The organism is Stenotrophomonas sp. 8(2023), from assembly GCF_030345295.1.
Classification (GTDB): Bacteria; Pseudomonadota; Gammaproteobacteria; order Xanthomonadales; family Xanthomonadaceae; genus Stenotrophomonas; species Stenotrophomonas muris.
This window is the reverse complement of the sequence record NZ_CP128404.1, coordinates 2727525-2743451: the sequence shown is the minus strand read 5'-3', so window position 1 is coordinate 2743451 and position 15927 is coordinate 2727525. Positions and strand designations below refer to the sequence as shown.

The following is a 15927-nucleotide window of genomic DNA, read 5'->3' as shown; positions in this document are numbered from 1 at the left end:
GAACCGCCATGACCGACGCCCTGGGTGTACCGGTGCACGACGCCGATGAACACTGGATGCGCCATGCGCTGGCGCTGGCCGAGCGTGCGCAGCGCGAGTACGACGAGATCCCCGTTGGTGCGGTACTGGTGGGCGCCGATGGCCAGCTGCTGGGCGAGGGCTGGAACCTCAACATCGCCTCGCACGATCCCAGTGCGCATGCCGAGATCGTGGCCATGCGGGCCGGTGGCACGCGGCTGGCCAATCATCGGCTGCTCGGCAGCACCCTGTACGTGACCCTGGAACCGTGCGCGATGTGCGCGATGGCCATCGTGCATGCACGCGTTGCCCGCCTGGTCTACGGCGCCAGCGACCCCAAGACCGGCGCCTGCGGCAGCGTGTTCGACCTGCTGGGCGATGCCCGCCACAACCACCGGGTGGAGATCCACGGTGGGGTGCTGGCCAAGGAGGCCAGCATGCGCCTGACCAACTATTTCCGTGCCAAGCGTGGCAAGCCGCCGCTGCTGCTGGAAGACCATGCCGGCGAGGCCTGAGGGGGCGAACCGGTATGATGGGCGCCTCTTTCCATCACCGGCAGGCCGCGCGCCTGCCCAGCAACGAGGCGACACATGGCGGACAACGGCGCGGCCAACGAGCGACTGATCTGGATCGACCTGGAAATGACCGGGTTGGATACCGACAACGATTCGATCATCGAGATCGCCACCGTGGTCACCGATGCCCAGCTCAACGTGCTGGCCGAAGGGCCGGAATTCGCCATCCACCACCCGCTGGAAACGCTGGAAGCGATGGACGAGTGGAACCGCAACCAGCATCGCCGCTCGGGCCTGTGGCAGCGCGTGGTGGACAGCACCACCACCCTGGGCCAGGCCGAGGCGCAGACGGTGAACTTCCTGGCGCAGTGGATCCCGGCCGGCCTGTCGCCGATGTGCGGCAACTCGATCTGCCAGGATCGCCGCTTCCTGCACCGCCAGATGCCGCGACTGGAGAAGTACTTCCACTACCGCAACCTGGACGTGTCCACGGTGAAGGAACTGGCCAAGCGTTGGGCGCCGAGCGTGGCCGCCGGCGTCGGCAAGAACAGCAACCACACTGCGCTGAGCGACGTGCACGATTCGATCGCTGAGCTGCGCCACTACCGCCAGTTCATGGGCGCGCTGTCGGGGCTGCCGGTTGCCTGAACAACGACGCCGGGCATGGCCCGGCGCTATCGGATGACGCGCCAACGGGTAGTGCCGGCCGCTGGCCGGCAAGGCGCCGGGGTCGGATCCCTTTCCTGCGGAAAGGGCTCTGACCCCTCTGTCGTACCCCGCGACGAACCGTTCAACTTCCTGGCGCTAAGATCGGCGCCATGAACGAGCCGATCCTGCTCCCCCGCGACATCGCCCATGACGCCCGCGACTGGTCCGACCTGCAGCGCGCGGTGGCCCTGCTGGAAGCGCCGACCCTGACCGCGCGCATGGCCAACCTGGTCGGCACGCCGCTGGAGTTCGCGGTGAAGGCGCTGCCCAGCTCGGTCTCCAACCGCATCCACGGCGCTGTGCAGGCGGCGCTGAGCAAATCGGCGCAGGCCGCGCTGTGGAGCATGGACAACACCCCCGGCAAGGGGGCGTCCACCCGCTGGCACAAACTGGCGGCGGCCACCTCGGGCGCGGTCGGTGGGGCCTTCGGCTTCGCGGCCTTGTTCATCGAGCTGCCGGTGTCGACCACCATCATGATGCGTGCAGTGGCTGACGTGGCCCGCAGCGAGGGCTTCGACCTGTCCGAGTTCAGCACCCGCCAGGCGTGCCTGGAGGTGTTCGCGTTGGGCGGCAACTCGCCGCGCGATGATGCCAGCGAGACCGGCTACTACCTGGCCCGCGGCTTCACCACGGATGTGATGCGCCACCTGTCGGCCGAGCTGGCCGGGCGCGTGGTGACCGGCCGCGACCTGACCCTGGGCGTGGCGCCAAAGGAAGCTGGCAAGCTGCTGGCGAAGATGGTGGAGAAGGTGGCGGCGCGCTTCGGCGTAGTGGTTACCGAGAAATTTGCCGCACAGGCGGTGCCGATCGTCGGTGCGGCCGCGGGTGCAACACTGAATACCATGTTCACCGACTACTACCAGGACATGGCGCGCGGCCACTTCATCGTACGCCGTCTCGAGCTGAAGTACGGGGAAGATGTGGTGCGCACCTGCTATGACCGCGTGGCGCATGGCGGCGCGCTGATCGAGCCCACGCTGTAACCGGCTTCGGGGTCGGAGCCCTTTGCGTTGCAAAGGGCTCCGACCCCGGTTGCGCGCGGGGTCGGATCCCGTTCCGCAGGAAGGGGCTCTGCCCCCCGGCCGGTCATCCTTGCCTTGGGGGAACAATTGTTTTGCCAGTACATGCCTGTTGCCTGGCAGCTGGCATCCCCATCCTTTGCGGCAGTCCCCCCCCGCAAGAGATCGCCGCCATGTTGTTCACTCCCCACCGCCTGGGCGCCTTGACCCTGCCCAACCGCATCGTGATGCCGCCGATGACCCGCTCGCGTGCCGCCGACGGCAACGTCGCCACCGCGGATATGGCCGCCTACTACGCCCAACGCGCCAGTGCTGGCCTGATCGTCAGCGAAGGCACCCAGATCAGCCCGCAGGGCCAGGGCTATGCCTGGACCCCGGGCATCCACAGTCCGGAACAGGTGCAGGGCTGGCGCCGGGTGACCGATGCCGTGCACGCCGCTGGCGGCCGCATCTACGCCCAGCTGTGGCATGTGGGCCGGGTCTCGCACGTGGCCCTGCAGCCGGGTGGTGCCGCACCGGTGTCGTCGTCGGCGCTGCTGGCCGAAGGCGTGAAGGTGTTTGTCGACCCTGCAGGCGCTGGCCCGGAAGCGGGCGTAGGCGAGATGATCCAGCACTCGATGCCGCGCGCGCTGCGCGAAGACGAGATTCCGGGCATCGTCGCCGACTATGCACAGGCCACCCGCAATGCACTGGCCGCCGGCTTCGATGGCGTGGAGCTGCACGGGGCCAATGGCTACCTGATCAACCAGTTCATCGACTCGCAGGCCAACCGGCGCACCGACGGCTATGGCGGCGCGTTGCAGAACCGGCTGCGGTTCCTGCGCGAGGTCGTGCAGGCGGTGACGGCCGTAGCCGGTGGTGACCGCGTCGGTGTCCGTCTGGCGCCGCTGACGACGTTGCAGGGCGCGGTGGACGATACGCCACAGGCGACCTATCTGGCCGCGGCGCACCTGCTGGGTGAGCTGGGCGTGGGCTACCTGCACATCGCCGAAGCCGACTGGGACGATGCACCGTTGATGCCGGTGGCGTTCAAGCAGGCGCTGCGCATGGTCTACCCGGGCACGCTGATCTACGCCGGCAAGTACACCGCCGAACGCGCCGAGCAGGCACTGGCTGAAGGCTGGGCTGACCTGATCGGCTTCGGCCGGCCGTTCATCGCCAACCCGGACCTGCCGGAGCGACTGCGTACCGGTGCGGCGCTGAATCCGCCGGATCGTGCGACATTCTTTGGCGGTGGCGCGGCGGGCTTCACCGATTATCCGACGCTGGAAGAGAGCGTCGCGGCCTGATCCTGGACGCTGCCGGCCAGCGGCCGGCACTACCAGTGGGCGAGGGGTAGTGCCGGCCGCTGGCCGGCATTCCAATGTCGTATCGCCGATGGGTGGGTGCCGACCGTTGGTCGGCGCTACCGGCATGGATCAGGGCTTGTCGCGCACCAGCGCGTCAGCCTCTATCACCCCGCCATCCTTGCCGTGCAGGTACAGGTGCATGTCCTGCTGCGGGTACGGGATGTTGATGCCGGCCTTGTCAAAGCCCAGCTTCAGCTGCTCCAGCAGCGTGACCTTGGTACCGAACCAGTCGGCCGACTTCACGTAGCAGCGGATGCCGAGGTTGATGGCGTGCGCGCCCAGCTCATACACCACCACGTCCGGTGCCGGTGTCTGCAGCACGCGTGGGTCGGCCTTCATCAACGCCAGCGCGGTATCGCGCGCCAGCTGGATGTTGTCTTCATAGCCGATGCCGATCACCAGTTCGACGCGGCGCGTCGGTTCGGCGGTGAGGTTGATGATCGGTGCGGCAGTGATCAGCGTGTTCGGAATGGTGGTGTGCTGGTTGTCGGCACCGGTGATGACGGTCTGGAAGATGCGCACTTCGCGCACCGTGCCGGTCTGTCCGGCCACGGTGACCACATCGCCCACACGGAACGGTCGCAGCGTCACCAGCATCACGCCCGAGGCGATGTTGGACAGCGAATCCTTCAATGCCAGGCCGACGGCCAGGCCAGCGGTACCGAGCACGGCCAGCAACGGGGTGATCTGCACGCCCAGCGTGCCGATCGCCAGCACCACCACGATCACAAGCGATGCGGCATACACCACGTTGCGCAGGAAGCTGCCCAGCATCGGGTCCACACCCATGCGAGCCGTAGCGCGCGGCATCGCGTTGGACAGGCGTCGTGCCACCCACAGGCCGACCAGCAGCACCACGATCGCGGCCAGCAACGGTACGCCGTAGGTTTCCAGCAGGCGCTCCCAGTTGAGCGAGTGGAACCAGGGCGTTGCGGCGGGGGCGGGTCGGGCGGCGGCGATCATGCGGGAGTTCCTTTGCTGCTGAGGGACAGGCGCGAGGTGCGCGTGGCGTGCACGGACGCCAGAAACAGCAAGCCCCGCAGAGGCGGGGCTTGCGTGCGGCAGCAGTATGTGCGGACGTCGATGAAAGCGACGTCAGCCCATTACGGCATCAGCCGTTGGCCTTCAGCTTGGCCAGGCGCAGCCAGGTATCGACCACGGTGTCCGGGTTCAGCGACACCGACTCGATGCCTTCCTGCATCAGCCATTCGGCCAGATCCGGGTGATCGGACGGGCCCTGGCCGCAGATGCCGACGTACTTGCCCTTGGCGCGTGCGGCCTTGATCGCCATCGACAGCAGCTTCTTCACTGCCGGGTTCCGTTCGTCGAACAGGTGCGCGACGATCGACGAGTCGCGGTCCAGGCCCAGGCTGAGCTGGGTCAGGTCGTTGGAGCCGATCGAGAAGCCGTCGAAGATCTCCAGGAACTCATCGGCGAGCAGTGCGTTGGACGGTACTTCGCACATCATGATGATCTTCAGGCCGTTCTCGCCCTGCTTCAGGCCGTTCTGTTCCAGCACCTCGACGACCTTGCGGCCTTCCTCCAGGGTGCGCACGAACGGAATCATGACCCACAGGTTGTCCAGGCCCATTTCGTTGCGCACGCGCAGCACGGCCTTGCACTCCAGCGCGAAGGCGGCCGAGAAGCTCGGGTCGACGTAACGGCTGGCGCCGCGGAAGCCGATCATCGGGTTTTCTTCGTGCGGCTCGTAGTTGCTGCCGCCGATCAGGTTGGCGTACTCGTTGGACTTGAAGTCCGACAGGCGCACGATCACCGGGTTCGGTGCAACCGAGGCGGTGAGCGTGGCGATGCCTTCGGCCAGGCGGTCCACGTAGAAGCTGACCGGATAGCCGTAGCCGGCGATCTTCTCGTCGATCTTCTTCTTGGTCGCCGCATCCTGGCGGTCGTATTCCAGCAGCGCGTTCGGGTGGATGCCGATGTGGCTGGCGATGATCATTTCCAGGCGGGCCAGGCCGATGCCGGCGTTCGGCAGCTGGCCGAAGTCGAAGGCACGTTCCGGGTTGGCCACGTTCATCATGATCTTCAGCGGTGCCGGCGGCATGTTGCCCAGATCGGTGGTGGTGCGCTCGAAGCCGAGCTTTCCTTCGTAGATGAAGCCGGTATCGCCTTCAGCGCAGCTGACGGTGACCAGCTGGCCATCTTCGATCACCTTGGTGGCGTTGCCCGAACCGACCACGGCCGGCACGCCCAGCTCGCGCGCGATGATCGCGGCGTGGCAGGTACGGCCGCCACGGTTGGTGACGATGGCCGAAGCGCGCTTCATCACCGGTTCCCAATCGGGATCGGTCATGTCGGCGATCAGTACGTCGCCCGGCTGCACGCGGTTCATGTCGTCCAGCGTCTTCACCACGCGGGCCACGCCCGAGCCGATCTTGGCGCCGACGGCGCGGCCTTCGGCCAGCACGTTGCCGCCCTTTTCGGTCAGCGCGAAGCGCTCGATCTGGGTGGCGTGGCTGCGCGACTTCACCGTTTCCGGGCGCGCCTGCACGATGAACAGCTTGCCGCTGACGCCGTCCTTGGCCCACTCGATGTCCATCGGGCGGCCGTAGTGCTTTTCGATGACCAGCGCCTGCTTGGACAGTTCCTGCACGTCCTCGTCGCTGATCGAGAAGGTGTTGCGCAGTTCGACCGGGGTATCTTCGATCTTGACGCGCTCACCCGGAACATCCGAATACACCATGCGGATCGCCTTGCTGCCGAGCGAGCGGCGCAGGATCGCCGGCTTGCCGGCCTGCAGGGTGGGCTTGTAGACGTAGTACTCGTCGGGATTGACCGCGCCCTGCACGACCATTTCGCCCAGGCCGAACGAAGAGGTGACGAACACCACGTCGCGGAAGCCGGACTCGGTGTCCAGGGTGAACAGCACGCCGGACGAACCGACGCCCGAACGCACCATCAGCTGCACGCCGGCGGACAGGAACACGTCCTCATGCTTGAAGCCGTGGTGCACGCGGTAGGCGATGGCGCGGTCGTTGTACAGCGAGGCGAACACTTCCTTGACCTTGTGCACGACGTCGTCGGCACCGGTGACGTTGAGGAAGGTTTCCTGCTGGCCGGCGAAGGACGCATCCGGCAGATCCTCGGCGGTGGCCGAGGAACGCACGGCCACGGCCACGTCGCCGCCGCCGTTGTCGGCGCTCAGCTTGGCGTAGGCGGTGCGGATGTCCTGATCCAGCTGCGGCTGCAGCGGCGCATCGATCACCCAGCTGCGGATTTCCTTGCCGGCGGCGGTCAGCGCGTTGACGTCCTCGACGTCCAGCGTGGCCAGCCTGTCGAAGATGCGCTTGGACAGATCGTTGTGCGCAATGAAGTCCTTGAAGGCTTCAGCGGTGGTGGCATAACCGCCCGGCACCGAAACGCCCAGACCGGCCAGGTTGCCGATCATCTCGCCCAGCGACGAATTCTTGCCGCCTACGCGGGCCAGATCGGCCAGACGCAGTTCGTGCAACCACAGGATGTTCTCGTTCAAGCGCGATGCTCCGTTTGGCCATCGCCCGAGGCGGGCTGAGTGGCCGCGTCCGTAGGAAGAAGCCGATATGATGCCGGGCAGAGCACCGTCGGCACAAGCTTGTGCTGGCGGCCTTTTTAAGCTTCGTAGGGGGTAAAAGCGCGCATGTCGACCATCCGTCCGGTGTTCTACGTTTCCGATGGAACCGGTATCACCGCTGAAACCATTGGGCATAGCCTGCTGACCCAGTTCTCCGGGTTCAGCTTCATTACCGACCGCATGTCGTTTGTCGACGACCCCGAAAAAGCGCGTGAAGCCTGTGCCCGGATCCAGGCGGCAGGGGAGCGCTACCAGGTCCGGCCGATCGTGGTGAACTCCTGCGTGGACCAGAGCCTGAGCCTGATCCTGGCCGACAGCGGGGCGCTGATGCTGGATGTGTTCGCGCCGTTCATCGAGCCGCTGGAGCGTGAACTGGCCAGCCCGCGCCTGGCCCGGGTCGGCCAGGCCCACGGCATGGTCGATTTCGATACCTACCACCGTCGCATCAACGCGATGAACTTCGCCCTGACGCATGACGACGGTATCGCGGTGAACTACGACGATGCCGACGTGATCCTGGTGGCGGTGTCGCGCGCGGGCAAGACGCCGACCTGCATCTACCTGGCCCTGCATTACGGGGTACGCGCGGCCAACTACCCGCTGACCGACGAAGACCTGGAAAGCGATCGCCTGCCGCCGCGACTGCGCAATTACCGGCGCAAGCTGTTCGGCCTGACCATCGATCCGGACCGGCTGCAGCAGATCCGCCAGGAGCGCCGTCCGAACTCGCGCTACGCCAACCTGGAGACCTGCAAGCGCGAGGTGGCTGCGGCCGAGACCATGTTCCGCATGGAGCGGATCCCGACCCTGAGCACCACGCATACCTCGATCGAGGAGATTTCCAGCAAGGTGCTGGCCACGCTGGGGCTGCAGCGCGAGCTGTATTGAGCCTTTCCGGCGCGCCGCACTTCGCCCTGTAGAGCCGAGCCCACGCTCGGCTGGGCCGCCGGGTTCTTCCCGAACAGCAGCCGAGCATGGGCTCGGCTCTACACGGGGATCGTCGTTGTCGGGTTGGCTGTGGCTTGAGGCGCCCCCACGTTGAAGCACCAACGTGTAGGATCGACCCATGGCCCAAGCCTCGCCCCGCACCGAACGTATTCCCCGCCTGAGCCGGTTGAGCTGGCTCATGGGCCTGTACGCGGAGAACTACCGCCATCTGGTGCGCCTGTTCGAACCGGCCGGATTGGTGGCGGGCAGCTACATTTCCTCGATCGGCGACGGCCTGGACGTACGCCTGGACGTGATCGAGTGCCACCGCTACACGGTGGAGCTGCGCCTGACCTACGACCTGGCTGACCCGGTCACCGGTGAGCCGGATCCCTCGGCGTATGTGCGTCTTTACCGTGACGCACGCCAGGCCGAGACCACCCATTGCTACGTCGGCCGCCGCTGGCAGGACACGATGGGCCTGTACCCGCCGCCGGCCGAGCTGATCAGCCACCGCATGCGGATGAACACCTTCCTCGGCAAGTGGCTGGAATACCTGGCTGAGCGCGGTCACGGCGTGGCCACCCTGCGCCGCGATCCCGATGGCGCAGGCACACCCGCCGAGCGCCGCCTGTCGCTGGTGCGCTGATCGGCCATAATCCACGGCTGACCCGCCGCTGGATGCCGCCCATGCCGTACACCCCGATCGTCGCCACCCTGGGCTACGTGCTGTCGCCTGATCGTCGCCAGGTGCTGATGATCCACCGCAACACCCGTCCGGGTGACCACCACCTGGGCAAGTACAACGGGCTGGGCGGCAAGATCGAAGCGGACGAGGACGTGGCAGCCAGCATGCGTCGCGAGATCGCCGAGGAAGCCGGCATCGACTGCACCGGCATGCGCCTGCGCGGCACCCTCAGCTGGCCGGGCTTCGGCAAGCACGGTGAAGACTGGCTGGGCTTCGTGTTCGTCATCGATACTTTCGAAGGCACCCCGCACGGCGGCAACCATGAAGGCACGCTGGAGTGGGTGGACCTGGACAAGCTGGACACGCTGCCGATGTGGGAGGGCGACCGCAACTTCCTGCCGCTGGTATTCGACGCCGACCCGCGCCCGTTCCACGGCGTGATGCCGTACAAGGACGGCCGCATGGTCAGTTGGTCCTACAGCCGGCTGTGAGGTGACGAATCGGGTGGGTGCCAACCTTGGTTGGCACGCTCTTCTGGCAAATTAATACCCGGACAATATTGACTCGGTGAAATTACCCGGGCAATATTCACGCATCGCCTCTGATGCCATTGCCATGCCTGTGTCCCGACTTCCTCCCTTCAGCTGTTTCGACGGCCATCGCCTGGTCGCTTCCGGTACCCCGGAAGTGGCAGCGCTGGCGTTGAAACAACTGCGTGCCGACAATGCAGCCGGTCCGCTGCTGGTGTTCGACAACGCCAGCGGGCGAACCCGCGATTTCGACACGCGCGGCAGCGACACAGAGCTGCTGGCGCGGGTGACCGAAGCGTTTCCCTCCGCCGTGGAGGCGGGTGCCGACGTCACTACCGGAGAGGCGCCCGCAACCCCGCGTGGCCGTGGCCGCCCCAGACTGGGCGTGGTCGCCCGCGAAGTGACGCTGCTGCCGCGGCATTGGGCGTGGTTGGCCGAACAGCCGGGTGGGGCCTCGGTGGTGCTGCGCAGGCTGGTGGAAGCGGCCAGCCGTGCCGGTGCCGACGAGGATCGGCAGCGCCGCCACAGCGAGCGTACCTATCACTTCCTGCAGGCCATCGCCGGTGACCTGCCGGGCTTCGAGGAGGCCATTCGGGTGCTGTTCGCGCATGACCGCGCGGGCCTGGAAGCAGCGCTGCATTCCTGGCCCAGGGATGTGCGCGACCACGCCCTGCGGCTGGCGTTCGAAGACGCTGACGGCTGAGCCATCGCGCCGTTGCTGAGCGACGGCGTCATCTGATCGCGGGCCGCGGCCCGCTTCCCCTGTGCTTGCTTTGCTGGCGGAAACGCCGGGCAGGGCGGCGCCTTGCCCAGAGAATCCCATGAGCCCCCCTGTACATCCGACACCTCCGGCAGCACCCCCGCTGTGGCGCACCTACCTGACGCTGCTGCTGCCGATGCTGCTGACCAATGCGTTGCAGCTGGCCGCAGGCACGCTGGACAACATCTATCTCGGCCACCTGCTTGGCACACAGGCGGTGGCTGCGGCCGCGGCGTTCTTCCCGGTCTTTTTCCTGCTGCTGGCCCTGGTGATGGGCCTGGCCACGGGCGCGATGGTGCTGATCGGCCAGGCCTGGGGCGCGGGCCGCCCGCAACAGGCGCGCGCGGTGGCCGGCAGCGCGGTGGCGCTGATCCTGCTGTTGTCGGTGCTGGTGATGGCCCTGGGCGGCGGTTTCGCGCCACAGCTGCTGGCGGCACTGGGCACGCCGGCAGCGATCCTCGGCGAGTCCATCGTGTACGCGCGCGTGCTGTTGCTGGCGGCTCCGGTGTTCTTCCTGCTGTGGCTGGCCACTGCCGTGAGCCGCGCAGTGGGCGATGCAAAGACGCCGCTGCAGGCGCTGCTGCTGGCCACGGTGGTCGGCCTGCTGTGCACGCCGCTGCTGATCCTGGGCTGGACCGGCCTGCCGCGGCTGGGGTCGGCCAGTGCGGCTGTATCGGCGGCGTTTGCCTCATTGTTGGCCCTGGGCTGGTTGCTGTGGCGCTGGCATCGGGTAGGACATCCCCTGGCGCCAGGGCACGAGCAGTTGCGTGCCATCCGTTTCGATGGCGCGCTCATCCGCGCGATGCTGCGCATCGGCGTACCGTCTTCGCTGCAGATGCTCAGCCTGGCCATTGCCGAGATCGTATTGCTGGGCTGGATCAACCGCTACGGCTACACGGCCACGGCGGCCTACGGTGCGGTCAACCAGTTGATGAGCTGGGTGCAGCTGCCGGCCATGTCACTGGGCATTACCGCCACCATCCTTGCGGCGCATGCGATGGGCGCGGGGCGTACGGCACGGCTGCCCGGCATCGCCCGCACCGGCGTGCTGCTTGGACTGGCGATGCTGAGTGCAGTGGTGCTGCTGGTGATGGCGCTTGCGCCCTGGCTGACCGGCCTGATCCTGGTGGCTGCCGAAGCGCATGAACTGGCCACGCTGCAGTTGCGCACGGTGGCATGGGGCGTGCTGGCGATGGGCGGCAGCACCGTGCTGGTAGGGGTGATGCGCGGCAGCGGCACGGTATGGCGGCCAGCGCTGCTGGGCATGACCGCGGTATTGCTGCTGGAGCTGCCGCTGGCGATGTGGTTGCAGGCGCGGCATGGGCTGGCCGGCGTGTGGTGGGCGTGGCCGCTGGGGTTGCTGGCGATGCTGGTGATGCAGGTGTTCTGTTTCGAGCGCTGGCGGCGGGTGCAGGCTGGGTAGTGCCGGCCGCTGGCCGGCAACGCTGAACGGTCGGGGCAGCCGGCGAGCGGCCGGCTCTACCACTTCAGGGCCGCTGCGCCAGCGGCAGGTGGAAGCATCCGGCATCATCGCCGCCCGTCACCAGGAATCGGACGCGGCGGCGGCGGGCCCGCCGGTGACCATAGCGCCGACTCTGCGGCTTGGGAAGTAGGGAAACCCCGCGGAAGAGTGATGAGGAAATGTCCACCGTCGCAGTCGGTGAGATCTGGTTGTCCACAGGGGGTGTGGATTACGCGTGGGCAACTTTGTGGATAAGCCCCGACAGGCGCCACCCCCCTAGGCTGTCAAGATGGGTGGCGAAAAATTCACCGCCGGTGACGACGGGTGAGGGGGTGGTGAAGGATCGGCCGCGCCAGCGCTGTCGCCAGCGGCGGCGCTCGCGGTAACCTGTGGGCCTTGATGCTCCGTGAGACCCCATGAAACGTCACTTCTCGATGCTGCGCGAATTCCAGCTGGCCGACTGGTTCACCCTGGCCAATGCTTTCTGCGGCACCGGTGCGGTCTTTGCCGCGATGCGCTTCCTGCAGGACGGCGAGCGCGGCTATCTGCTGTTCGGCATGGCGCTGATCCCGCTGGCCTTCATCTTCGACGCCCTCGACGGGCGCATCGCGCGCTGGCGCAAGTCCAGCTCCACCCTGGGCCGCGAGCTGGACTCGCTGTCCGACGTGATCTCCTTCGGCGTGGCGCCGGCGGCGCTGGCCTATGCCTGCGGCATGCAGGGCGGATGGGACTGGCTGGTGCTGAGCTACTTCGTCTGCTGCGGCGTCAGCCGCCTGGCACGCTACAACGTCACTGCCGAGGCGCTCGCCGGCGACGAGGGCAAGGTCACGTATTTCGAGGGCACCCCGATCCCGACCAGCCTGGTGCTGGTGATCGTACTGGCGATTGCCGCCGGCACCGATGCCATCGGCCAGAACATCTGGTTCGGCCAGTGGCAGATCGGCCCGTGGCAGCTGCACCCGATGGTGCTGTTGTTCGCCCTGTCCGGGTCGCTGATGATCAGCAAGACCCTGCGTATTCCCAAGCCATGAGCCAGCCCTGCGGAGGCCTGCGATGACCAGCTCGGCCCACGACACCGGCAGCAGCGATTTCGAAACCCTGGCCCGGCAGTATTTCGGCGCCTGGGGCGATGCCCTGCGCCATGCGAGCACGCCCGGCGCACCCGCCGGTGACGATCCCGGCAGTTGGCAGCGGTTGTTCGACTGGTGGGGCCAGCTGTTGCCCGAGCAGGCGCAGGGCGCGCGGGAAGATGCCGTGCGCCGGTTCCGCGAACAGGCGGGCAGCTGGTACGGCACCATGCAGGAGGTCGCCGCACGGTTTGCGGGCCGCGACGCCAGCAGTGCCGATGTTGCCCAGGCCTGGCGCGAGGCGGTGCAGGGGCAGGGCGACGGCATGCTCCAGTGGATGCTGCAGGGCGCCCGTGGCAGCACGCACGCCGGCGCCGCGATACCCGAATTCGCCGCCTGGCTGCAGCAGTTCCAGCTGCAGGCGGGCCCGTGGCTGCAGAGCCCGGCATTCGGCCCCGGCCGCGAGCACCAGGCGCGCTGGCTGGCCCTGCTGCGTGCGCAGGAGGAATACCAGCAGCATTCGCGCGCCTATGTCGATCAGATCAAGCAGGCACTGGACGAAGCCTTTGCGCTGTTCGAGCAGCGCCTGGCCGAGCACGAACAGCCCGGCAGCCAGCTGACCAGCGCCCGCGCGATGTTCGACCTGTGGATCGAAGTTGCCGAGGAGGCCTACGCCAAGGTCGCCATGTCCGAACCGTTCCAGCAGGTGTACGCCTCGCTGGGCAACGCGCAGATGCGCCTGCGCGCCGGCCTGCAGCGGGAGGTGGAACAGATGAGTGAACGGATCGGCCTGCCGACCCGGAGCGAGATGGATGCCGCACACCGCCGCATCGCCGAGCTGGAGCGCAGCCTGCGCCGCCTGCAGGCGCAGGTGGCTGTGCTGGCTGGAACCGCTGAGGTCGATCCGGTGGCGCAGCCGGCGCCGGCGAAGGTGAAGCCAACTGCGCGCAAGGCCGCGAAGAAGGCCGCGCCGGCAAAGAAGGCGCCTGCGAAGAGGACATCTGCAAAGAAGACATCTGCGAAGAAGGCCGCACCTCGCGCTGGGGCGCGTGACCGATGAAGGGACCATTGGGCTTCAACGCCGATGACCTGATGCAGGAGAGCCTGGCCATGCAGCGCAAGCTGATGGAAGGGCTGAAGCTGCTGCCGCAGGTGGAAGACGTGGACTATGGCGTGACCGCGCGCGAGGAAGTCTGGCGCGACGGCAAGGTGGTGCTGTATCGCTTCGTCGGTGAGCAGGCGCCGACCCGGCGCACGCCGCTGCTGATCGTCTACGCGCTGGTCAACCGGCCGTACATGGTCGACCTGCAGGCCGACCGTTCGCTGGTGCAGAAGCTGCTGGCGCTGGGCCAGGACGTGTACGTGCTGGACTGGGGCTACCCGGACCGGTCCGAACGCTTCCAGACCCTGGAGGACTACCTGCTGCGCTACATCGACGGAGCGGTCGATGCGCTGCGCGTGCGCAGTGGTGGCCCGGTCGACCTGCTCGGCATCTGCCAAGGCGGCGTGTTCGCACTCTGCTACGCAGCGTTGCGCCAACAGAAGCTGGGCAAGCTGATCACCATGGTCACCCCGGTCGATTTCCAGACCGCCGACAACATGCTCTCGCACTGGGCGCGGCAGGTGGACGTGGACCTGCTGGTCGATACGCTGGGCAACATCCCGGCCGACCTGATGAACGCCAGCTACCTGATGCTCAAGCCGTTCCGCCTGAACGTGCAGAAGTACGTCGGCCTGCTCGACATCCTCGATGACAACGCGGCGCTGGAGGACTTCCTGCGCATGGAGAAGTGGATCTTCGATTCGCCGGACCTGGCGGGCGAGGCGTTCCGCGATTTCATCAAGCAGTTCTACCAGGCCAATGGCCTGATGAAGGGCACGGTAAGGATCGGCGAGGAAGCAGTGGACCTGTCGCAGGTGACGCTGCCGGTGCTGAACATCTACGCCGAGCAGGATCATCTGGTGCCGCCGGACGCCTCGCGCGCGATGCGCGGGCGCCTGGGCACGGACGACTACACCGAGTCCAGCTTCCGCGGTGGCCATATCGGCATCTACGTGTCCGGGCGCGCGCAGCGCGAAGTGCCGGCCACGATCGATGGTTGGCTGAAGGCGCGCGACCTGTAGAGTCGAGCCCTGCTCGACTGACTTGGAGGGATGATGACGTACCGGATTTTGTTGATTCTTGCGGTACTGCTGGCAGCGCCCCTTGCCCAGGCCGCACCCGGTGCGGATGCACGGCGGGAGATCGCCCAGTTGATCGCCAGCCTGGACGGCTCCCAGTGCCGGTTCCAGCGCAATGGCAGCTGGTACGACGGCGGCGATGCGCGCGCGCATCTGCAGCGCAAGTACGACTATCTGCTGAAGAAGGACATGGTGGACAGCGCCGAGCAGTTCATCGAGCGCGCCGCCAGCCAGAGCAGCATGAGCGGCAAACCCTATCGCATCCAGTGCCCGGGGCAGCCTGAACAGACCGCAGCCGCCTGGTTCGGTGCGCGCCTGCAGGCGCTGCGTCACCGCACGCCGTAGACATGGGCAGGGTGTAGAGTCGAGCCACGCTCGACTGCCCTGTCCGTTGCCCGGAGCCGCCGCCATGAACACCACGCCCAAGACACTGTCGCGTTCATTGAACGACCGCATGATCGCCGGCGTGATGGGTGGCATTGCCCATCGCTTCGGCTGGAATGCCACCCTCCTGCGGGTGGTCTACGTGCTGCTGTCGCTGGCCTCGGCGGCCTTCCCCGGCATCCTGGTCTACCTGATCCTGTGGCTGCTGATGCCGAACGAGGCCGATTGAACACCGCCTCCCGGCCTTGGCCGATCTGGCTGCGCGCGCTGCAGGTGCTGGGCGCGGTGTGGACCCTGCCCAACACCCTGATCGGCCTGATGGGTGGGCTGGCCGGCATGCTCGGCGGCGCGACATTGCGCTGGAGCCGGGGTGACTGCGCGCTGGTGTTCGACCGCTGGCCGTGGGGGCCGGGTGGGGCGATCACCTTGGGCAATGTGATCCTGCACACGGGCCACGATCTTGGCATTTCCTGCCGGACCTACGCGCATCAGGCGGGGTGGGGCGTGGAGCCGCTGATCCGGCTGGACGACCATGAGCGTGCGCATGTCTACCAGTACATGGTGCTGGGGCCGCTGTACCTGCCGGTGTACCTGCTGTGTGGCGGGGTGAGTGCGCGCAATCCGTTCGAGCGGGCGGCCGATCATTTCGCCCGGTTCGGGCACGGCTGGTGGCCGTAGTTTCCAGCCAACGGCGCAGCCCCTCGTGGCTTGGTCGCGGAATGCCTGCTTCCTAGGGGCTGGCCGGGTGGGT

General features: G+C 67.1%; 17 protein-coding genes. 15 read left to right on the top strand and 2 right to left on the bottom strand.

Annotated features, from left to right (window positions below):
• Positions 1–8: 8 nt before the first annotated feature.
• From tadA to QP609_RS12875, 4 genes are all read left to right on the top strand, one after another.
• Positions 9–533 carry a tRNA adenosine(34) deaminase TadA gene (tadA, locus tag QP609_RS12890; RefSeq protein WP_014647558.1) on the top strand — a complete coding sequence of 175 codons (525 nt, stop codon included), beginning with the start codon at positions 9–11 and terminating at the stop codon, positions 531–533.
• 75 nt (positions 534–608) lie between these two features.
• Positions 609–1181 (top strand): oligoribonuclease, encoded by a 573-nt coding sequence (gene orn, locus QP609_RS12885; RefSeq protein WP_014647557.1) that lies wholly within the window; start codon positions 609–611, stop codon positions 1179–1181.
• A 170-nt stretch (positions 1182–1351) separates the two neighbouring features.
• Entirely contained in the window at positions 1352–2224 is an 873-nt protein-coding gene (locus tag QP609_RS12880; protein WP_169411850.1) for an EcsC family protein, read from the top strand.
• 209 nt (positions 2225–2433) lie between these two features.
• A complete protein-coding gene (locus QP609_RS12875; RefSeq protein ID WP_014647555.1) occupies positions 2434–3549 on the top strand; it encodes an alkene reductase in 1116 nt (371 codons plus the stop codon).
• A gap of 129 nt (positions 3550–3678) precedes the next feature.
• On the opposite strand, the gene QP609_RS12870 is transcribed toward QP609_RS12875, so the two are convergent.
• Complete coding sequence (locus QP609_RS12870; RefSeq protein ID WP_049408109.1) at positions 3679–4572, bottom strand: mechanosensitive ion channel domain-containing protein; 894 nt, start codon at positions 4570–4572, stop codon at positions 3679–3681.
• 148 nt (positions 4573–4720) lie between these two features.
• Positions 4721–7099 carry a phosphoenolpyruvate synthase gene (gene ppsA, locus QP609_RS12865; protein WP_197621448.1) on the bottom strand — a complete coding sequence of 793 codons (2379 nt, stop codon included), beginning with the start codon at positions 7097–7099 and terminating at the stop codon, positions 4721–4723.
• Positions 7100–7243: 144 nt separating this feature from the next.
• Between ppsA and QP609_RS12860 the strand changes: the two genes are divergently transcribed.
• The 11 genes from QP609_RS12860 to QP609_RS12810 all read left to right on the top strand — a co-directional run bounded on the left by QP609_RS12860 (position 7244) and on the right by QP609_RS12810 (position 15854).
• Positions 7244–8065: a pyruvate, water dikinase regulatory protein gene (locus QP609_RS12860; protein WP_014647552.1), complete on the top strand. Its 822-nt coding sequence runs from the start codon at positions 7244–7246 to the stop codon at positions 8063–8065.
• A 178-nt stretch (positions 8066–8243) separates the two neighbouring features.
• Positions 8244–8753, top strand: a complete 510-nt coding sequence (locus tag QP609_RS12855) for a DUF1249 domain-containing protein (protein ID WP_032956108.1) — start codon at positions 8244–8246, stop codon at positions 8751–8753.
• A gap of 41 nt (positions 8754–8794) precedes the next feature.
• Positions 8795–9283 carry an 8-oxo-dGTP diphosphatase gene (locus tag QP609_RS12850; protein ID WP_014647550.1) on the top strand — a complete coding sequence of 163 codons (489 nt, stop codon included), beginning with the start codon at positions 8795–8797 and terminating at the stop codon, positions 9281–9283.
• A 124-nt stretch (positions 9284–9407) separates the two neighbouring features.
• A complete protein-coding gene (locus QP609_RS12845) occupies positions 9408–10025 on the top strand; it encodes a DUF2239 family protein (RefSeq protein WP_134809026.1) in 618 nt (205 codons plus the stop codon).
• 118 nt (positions 10026–10143) lie between these two features.
• The gene (locus QP609_RS12840) at positions 10144–11505 is read left to right on the top strand and encodes an MATE family efflux transporter (RefSeq protein ID WP_197621449.1); all 1362 of its coding nucleotides are present in this window, start codon (positions 10144–10146) and stop codon (positions 11503–11505) included.
• Positions 11506–11960: 455 nt separating this feature from the next.
• On the top strand, positions 11961–12575 hold the full coding sequence (locus QP609_RS12835) for a phosphatidylcholine/phosphatidylserine synthase (RefSeq protein ID WP_014647547.1): 615 nt from the start codon (positions 11961–11963) through the stop codon (positions 12573–12575).
• 22 nt (positions 12576–12597) lie between these two features.
• The gene (phaE, locus tag QP609_RS12830) at positions 12598–13671 is read left to right on the top strand and encodes a class III poly(R)-hydroxyalkanoic acid synthase subunit PhaE (RefSeq protein WP_289213789.1); all 1074 of its coding nucleotides are present in this window, start codon (positions 12598–12600) and stop codon (positions 13669–13671) included.
• A complete protein-coding gene (gene phaC, locus QP609_RS12825) occupies positions 13668–14735 on the top strand; it encodes a class III poly(R)-hydroxyalkanoic acid synthase subunit PhaC (protein ID WP_289213788.1) in 1068 nt (355 codons plus the stop codon). The genes phaE and phaC overlap by 4 nt, the downstream gene beginning before the upstream one ends.
• Before the next feature lie 33 nt (positions 14736–14768).
• Positions 14769–15137, top strand: coding sequence for a YfeK family protein (locus QP609_RS12820; RefSeq protein ID WP_049408149.1), 369 nt, complete (start codon positions 14769–14771; stop codon positions 15135–15137).
• A gap of 64 nt (positions 15138–15201) precedes the next feature.
• On the top strand, positions 15202–15405 hold the full coding sequence (locus QP609_RS12815) for a PspC domain-containing protein (RefSeq protein WP_014647543.1): 204 nt from the start codon (positions 15202–15204) through the stop codon (positions 15403–15405).
• Positions 15402–15854, top strand: coding sequence for a hypothetical protein (locus tag QP609_RS12810; RefSeq protein ID WP_197621451.1), 453 nt, complete (start codon positions 15402–15404; stop codon positions 15852–15854). Before QP609_RS12815 ends, QP609_RS12810 begins: the two co-directional genes overlap by 4 nt.
• The last annotated feature ends 73 nt before the right edge of the window (positions 15855–15927 follow it).

Bases quoted from the DNA above. Each gene is read 5' to 3' on its own strand.
- tadA (WP_014647558.1), top strand. From the start codon at position 9: ATGACCGACGCCCTGGGTGTACCGGTGCACGACGCCGATGAACACTGG.
- orn (WP_014647557.1), top strand. From the start codon at position 609: ATGGCGGACAACGGCGCGGCCAACGAGCGACTGATCTGGATCGACCTG.
- QP609_RS12880 (WP_169411850.1), top strand. From the start codon at position 1,352: ATGAACGAGCCGATCCTGCTCCCCCGCGACATCGCCCATGACGCCCGC.
- QP609_RS12875 (WP_014647555.1), top strand. From the start codon at position 2,434: ATGTTGTTCACTCCCCACCGCCTGGGCGCCTTGACCCTGCCCAACCGC.
- QP609_RS12870 (WP_049408109.1), bottom strand. From the start codon at position 4,572: ATGATCGCCGCCGCCCGACCCGCCCCCGCCGCAACGCCCTGGTTCCAC.
- QP609_RS12860 (WP_014647552.1), top strand. From the start codon at position 7,244: ATGTCGACCATCCGTCCGGTGTTCTACGTTTCCGATGGAACCGGTATC.
- QP609_RS12855 (WP_032956108.1), top strand. From the start codon at position 8,244: ATGGCCCAAGCCTCGCCCCGCACCGAACGTATTCCCCGCCTGAGCCGG.
- QP609_RS12850 (WP_014647550.1), top strand. From the start codon at position 8,795: ATGCCGTACACCCCGATCGTCGCCACCCTGGGCTACGTGCTGTCGCCT.
- QP609_RS12845 (WP_134809026.1), top strand. From the start codon at position 9,408: ATGCCTGTGTCCCGACTTCCTCCCTTCAGCTGTTTCGACGGCCATCGC.
- QP609_RS12840 (WP_197621449.1), top strand. From the start codon at position 10,144: ATGAGCCCCCCTGTACATCCGACACCTCCGGCAGCACCCCCGCTGTGG.
- QP609_RS12835 (WP_014647547.1), top strand. From the start codon at position 11,961: ATGAAACGTCACTTCTCGATGCTGCGCGAATTCCAGCTGGCCGACTGG.
- phaE (WP_289213789.1), top strand. From the start codon at position 12,598: ATGACCAGCTCGGCCCACGACACCGGCAGCAGCGATTTCGAAACCCTG.
- phaC (WP_289213788.1), top strand. From the start codon at position 13,668: ATGAAGGGACCATTGGGCTTCAACGCCGATGACCTGATGCAGGAGAGC.
- QP609_RS12820 (WP_049408149.1), top strand. From the start codon at position 14,769: ATGACGTACCGGATTTTGTTGATTCTTGCGGTACTGCTGGCAGCGCCC.
- QP609_RS12815 (WP_014647543.1), top strand. From the start codon at position 15,202: ATGAACACCACGCCCAAGACACTGTCGCGTTCATTGAACGACCGCATG.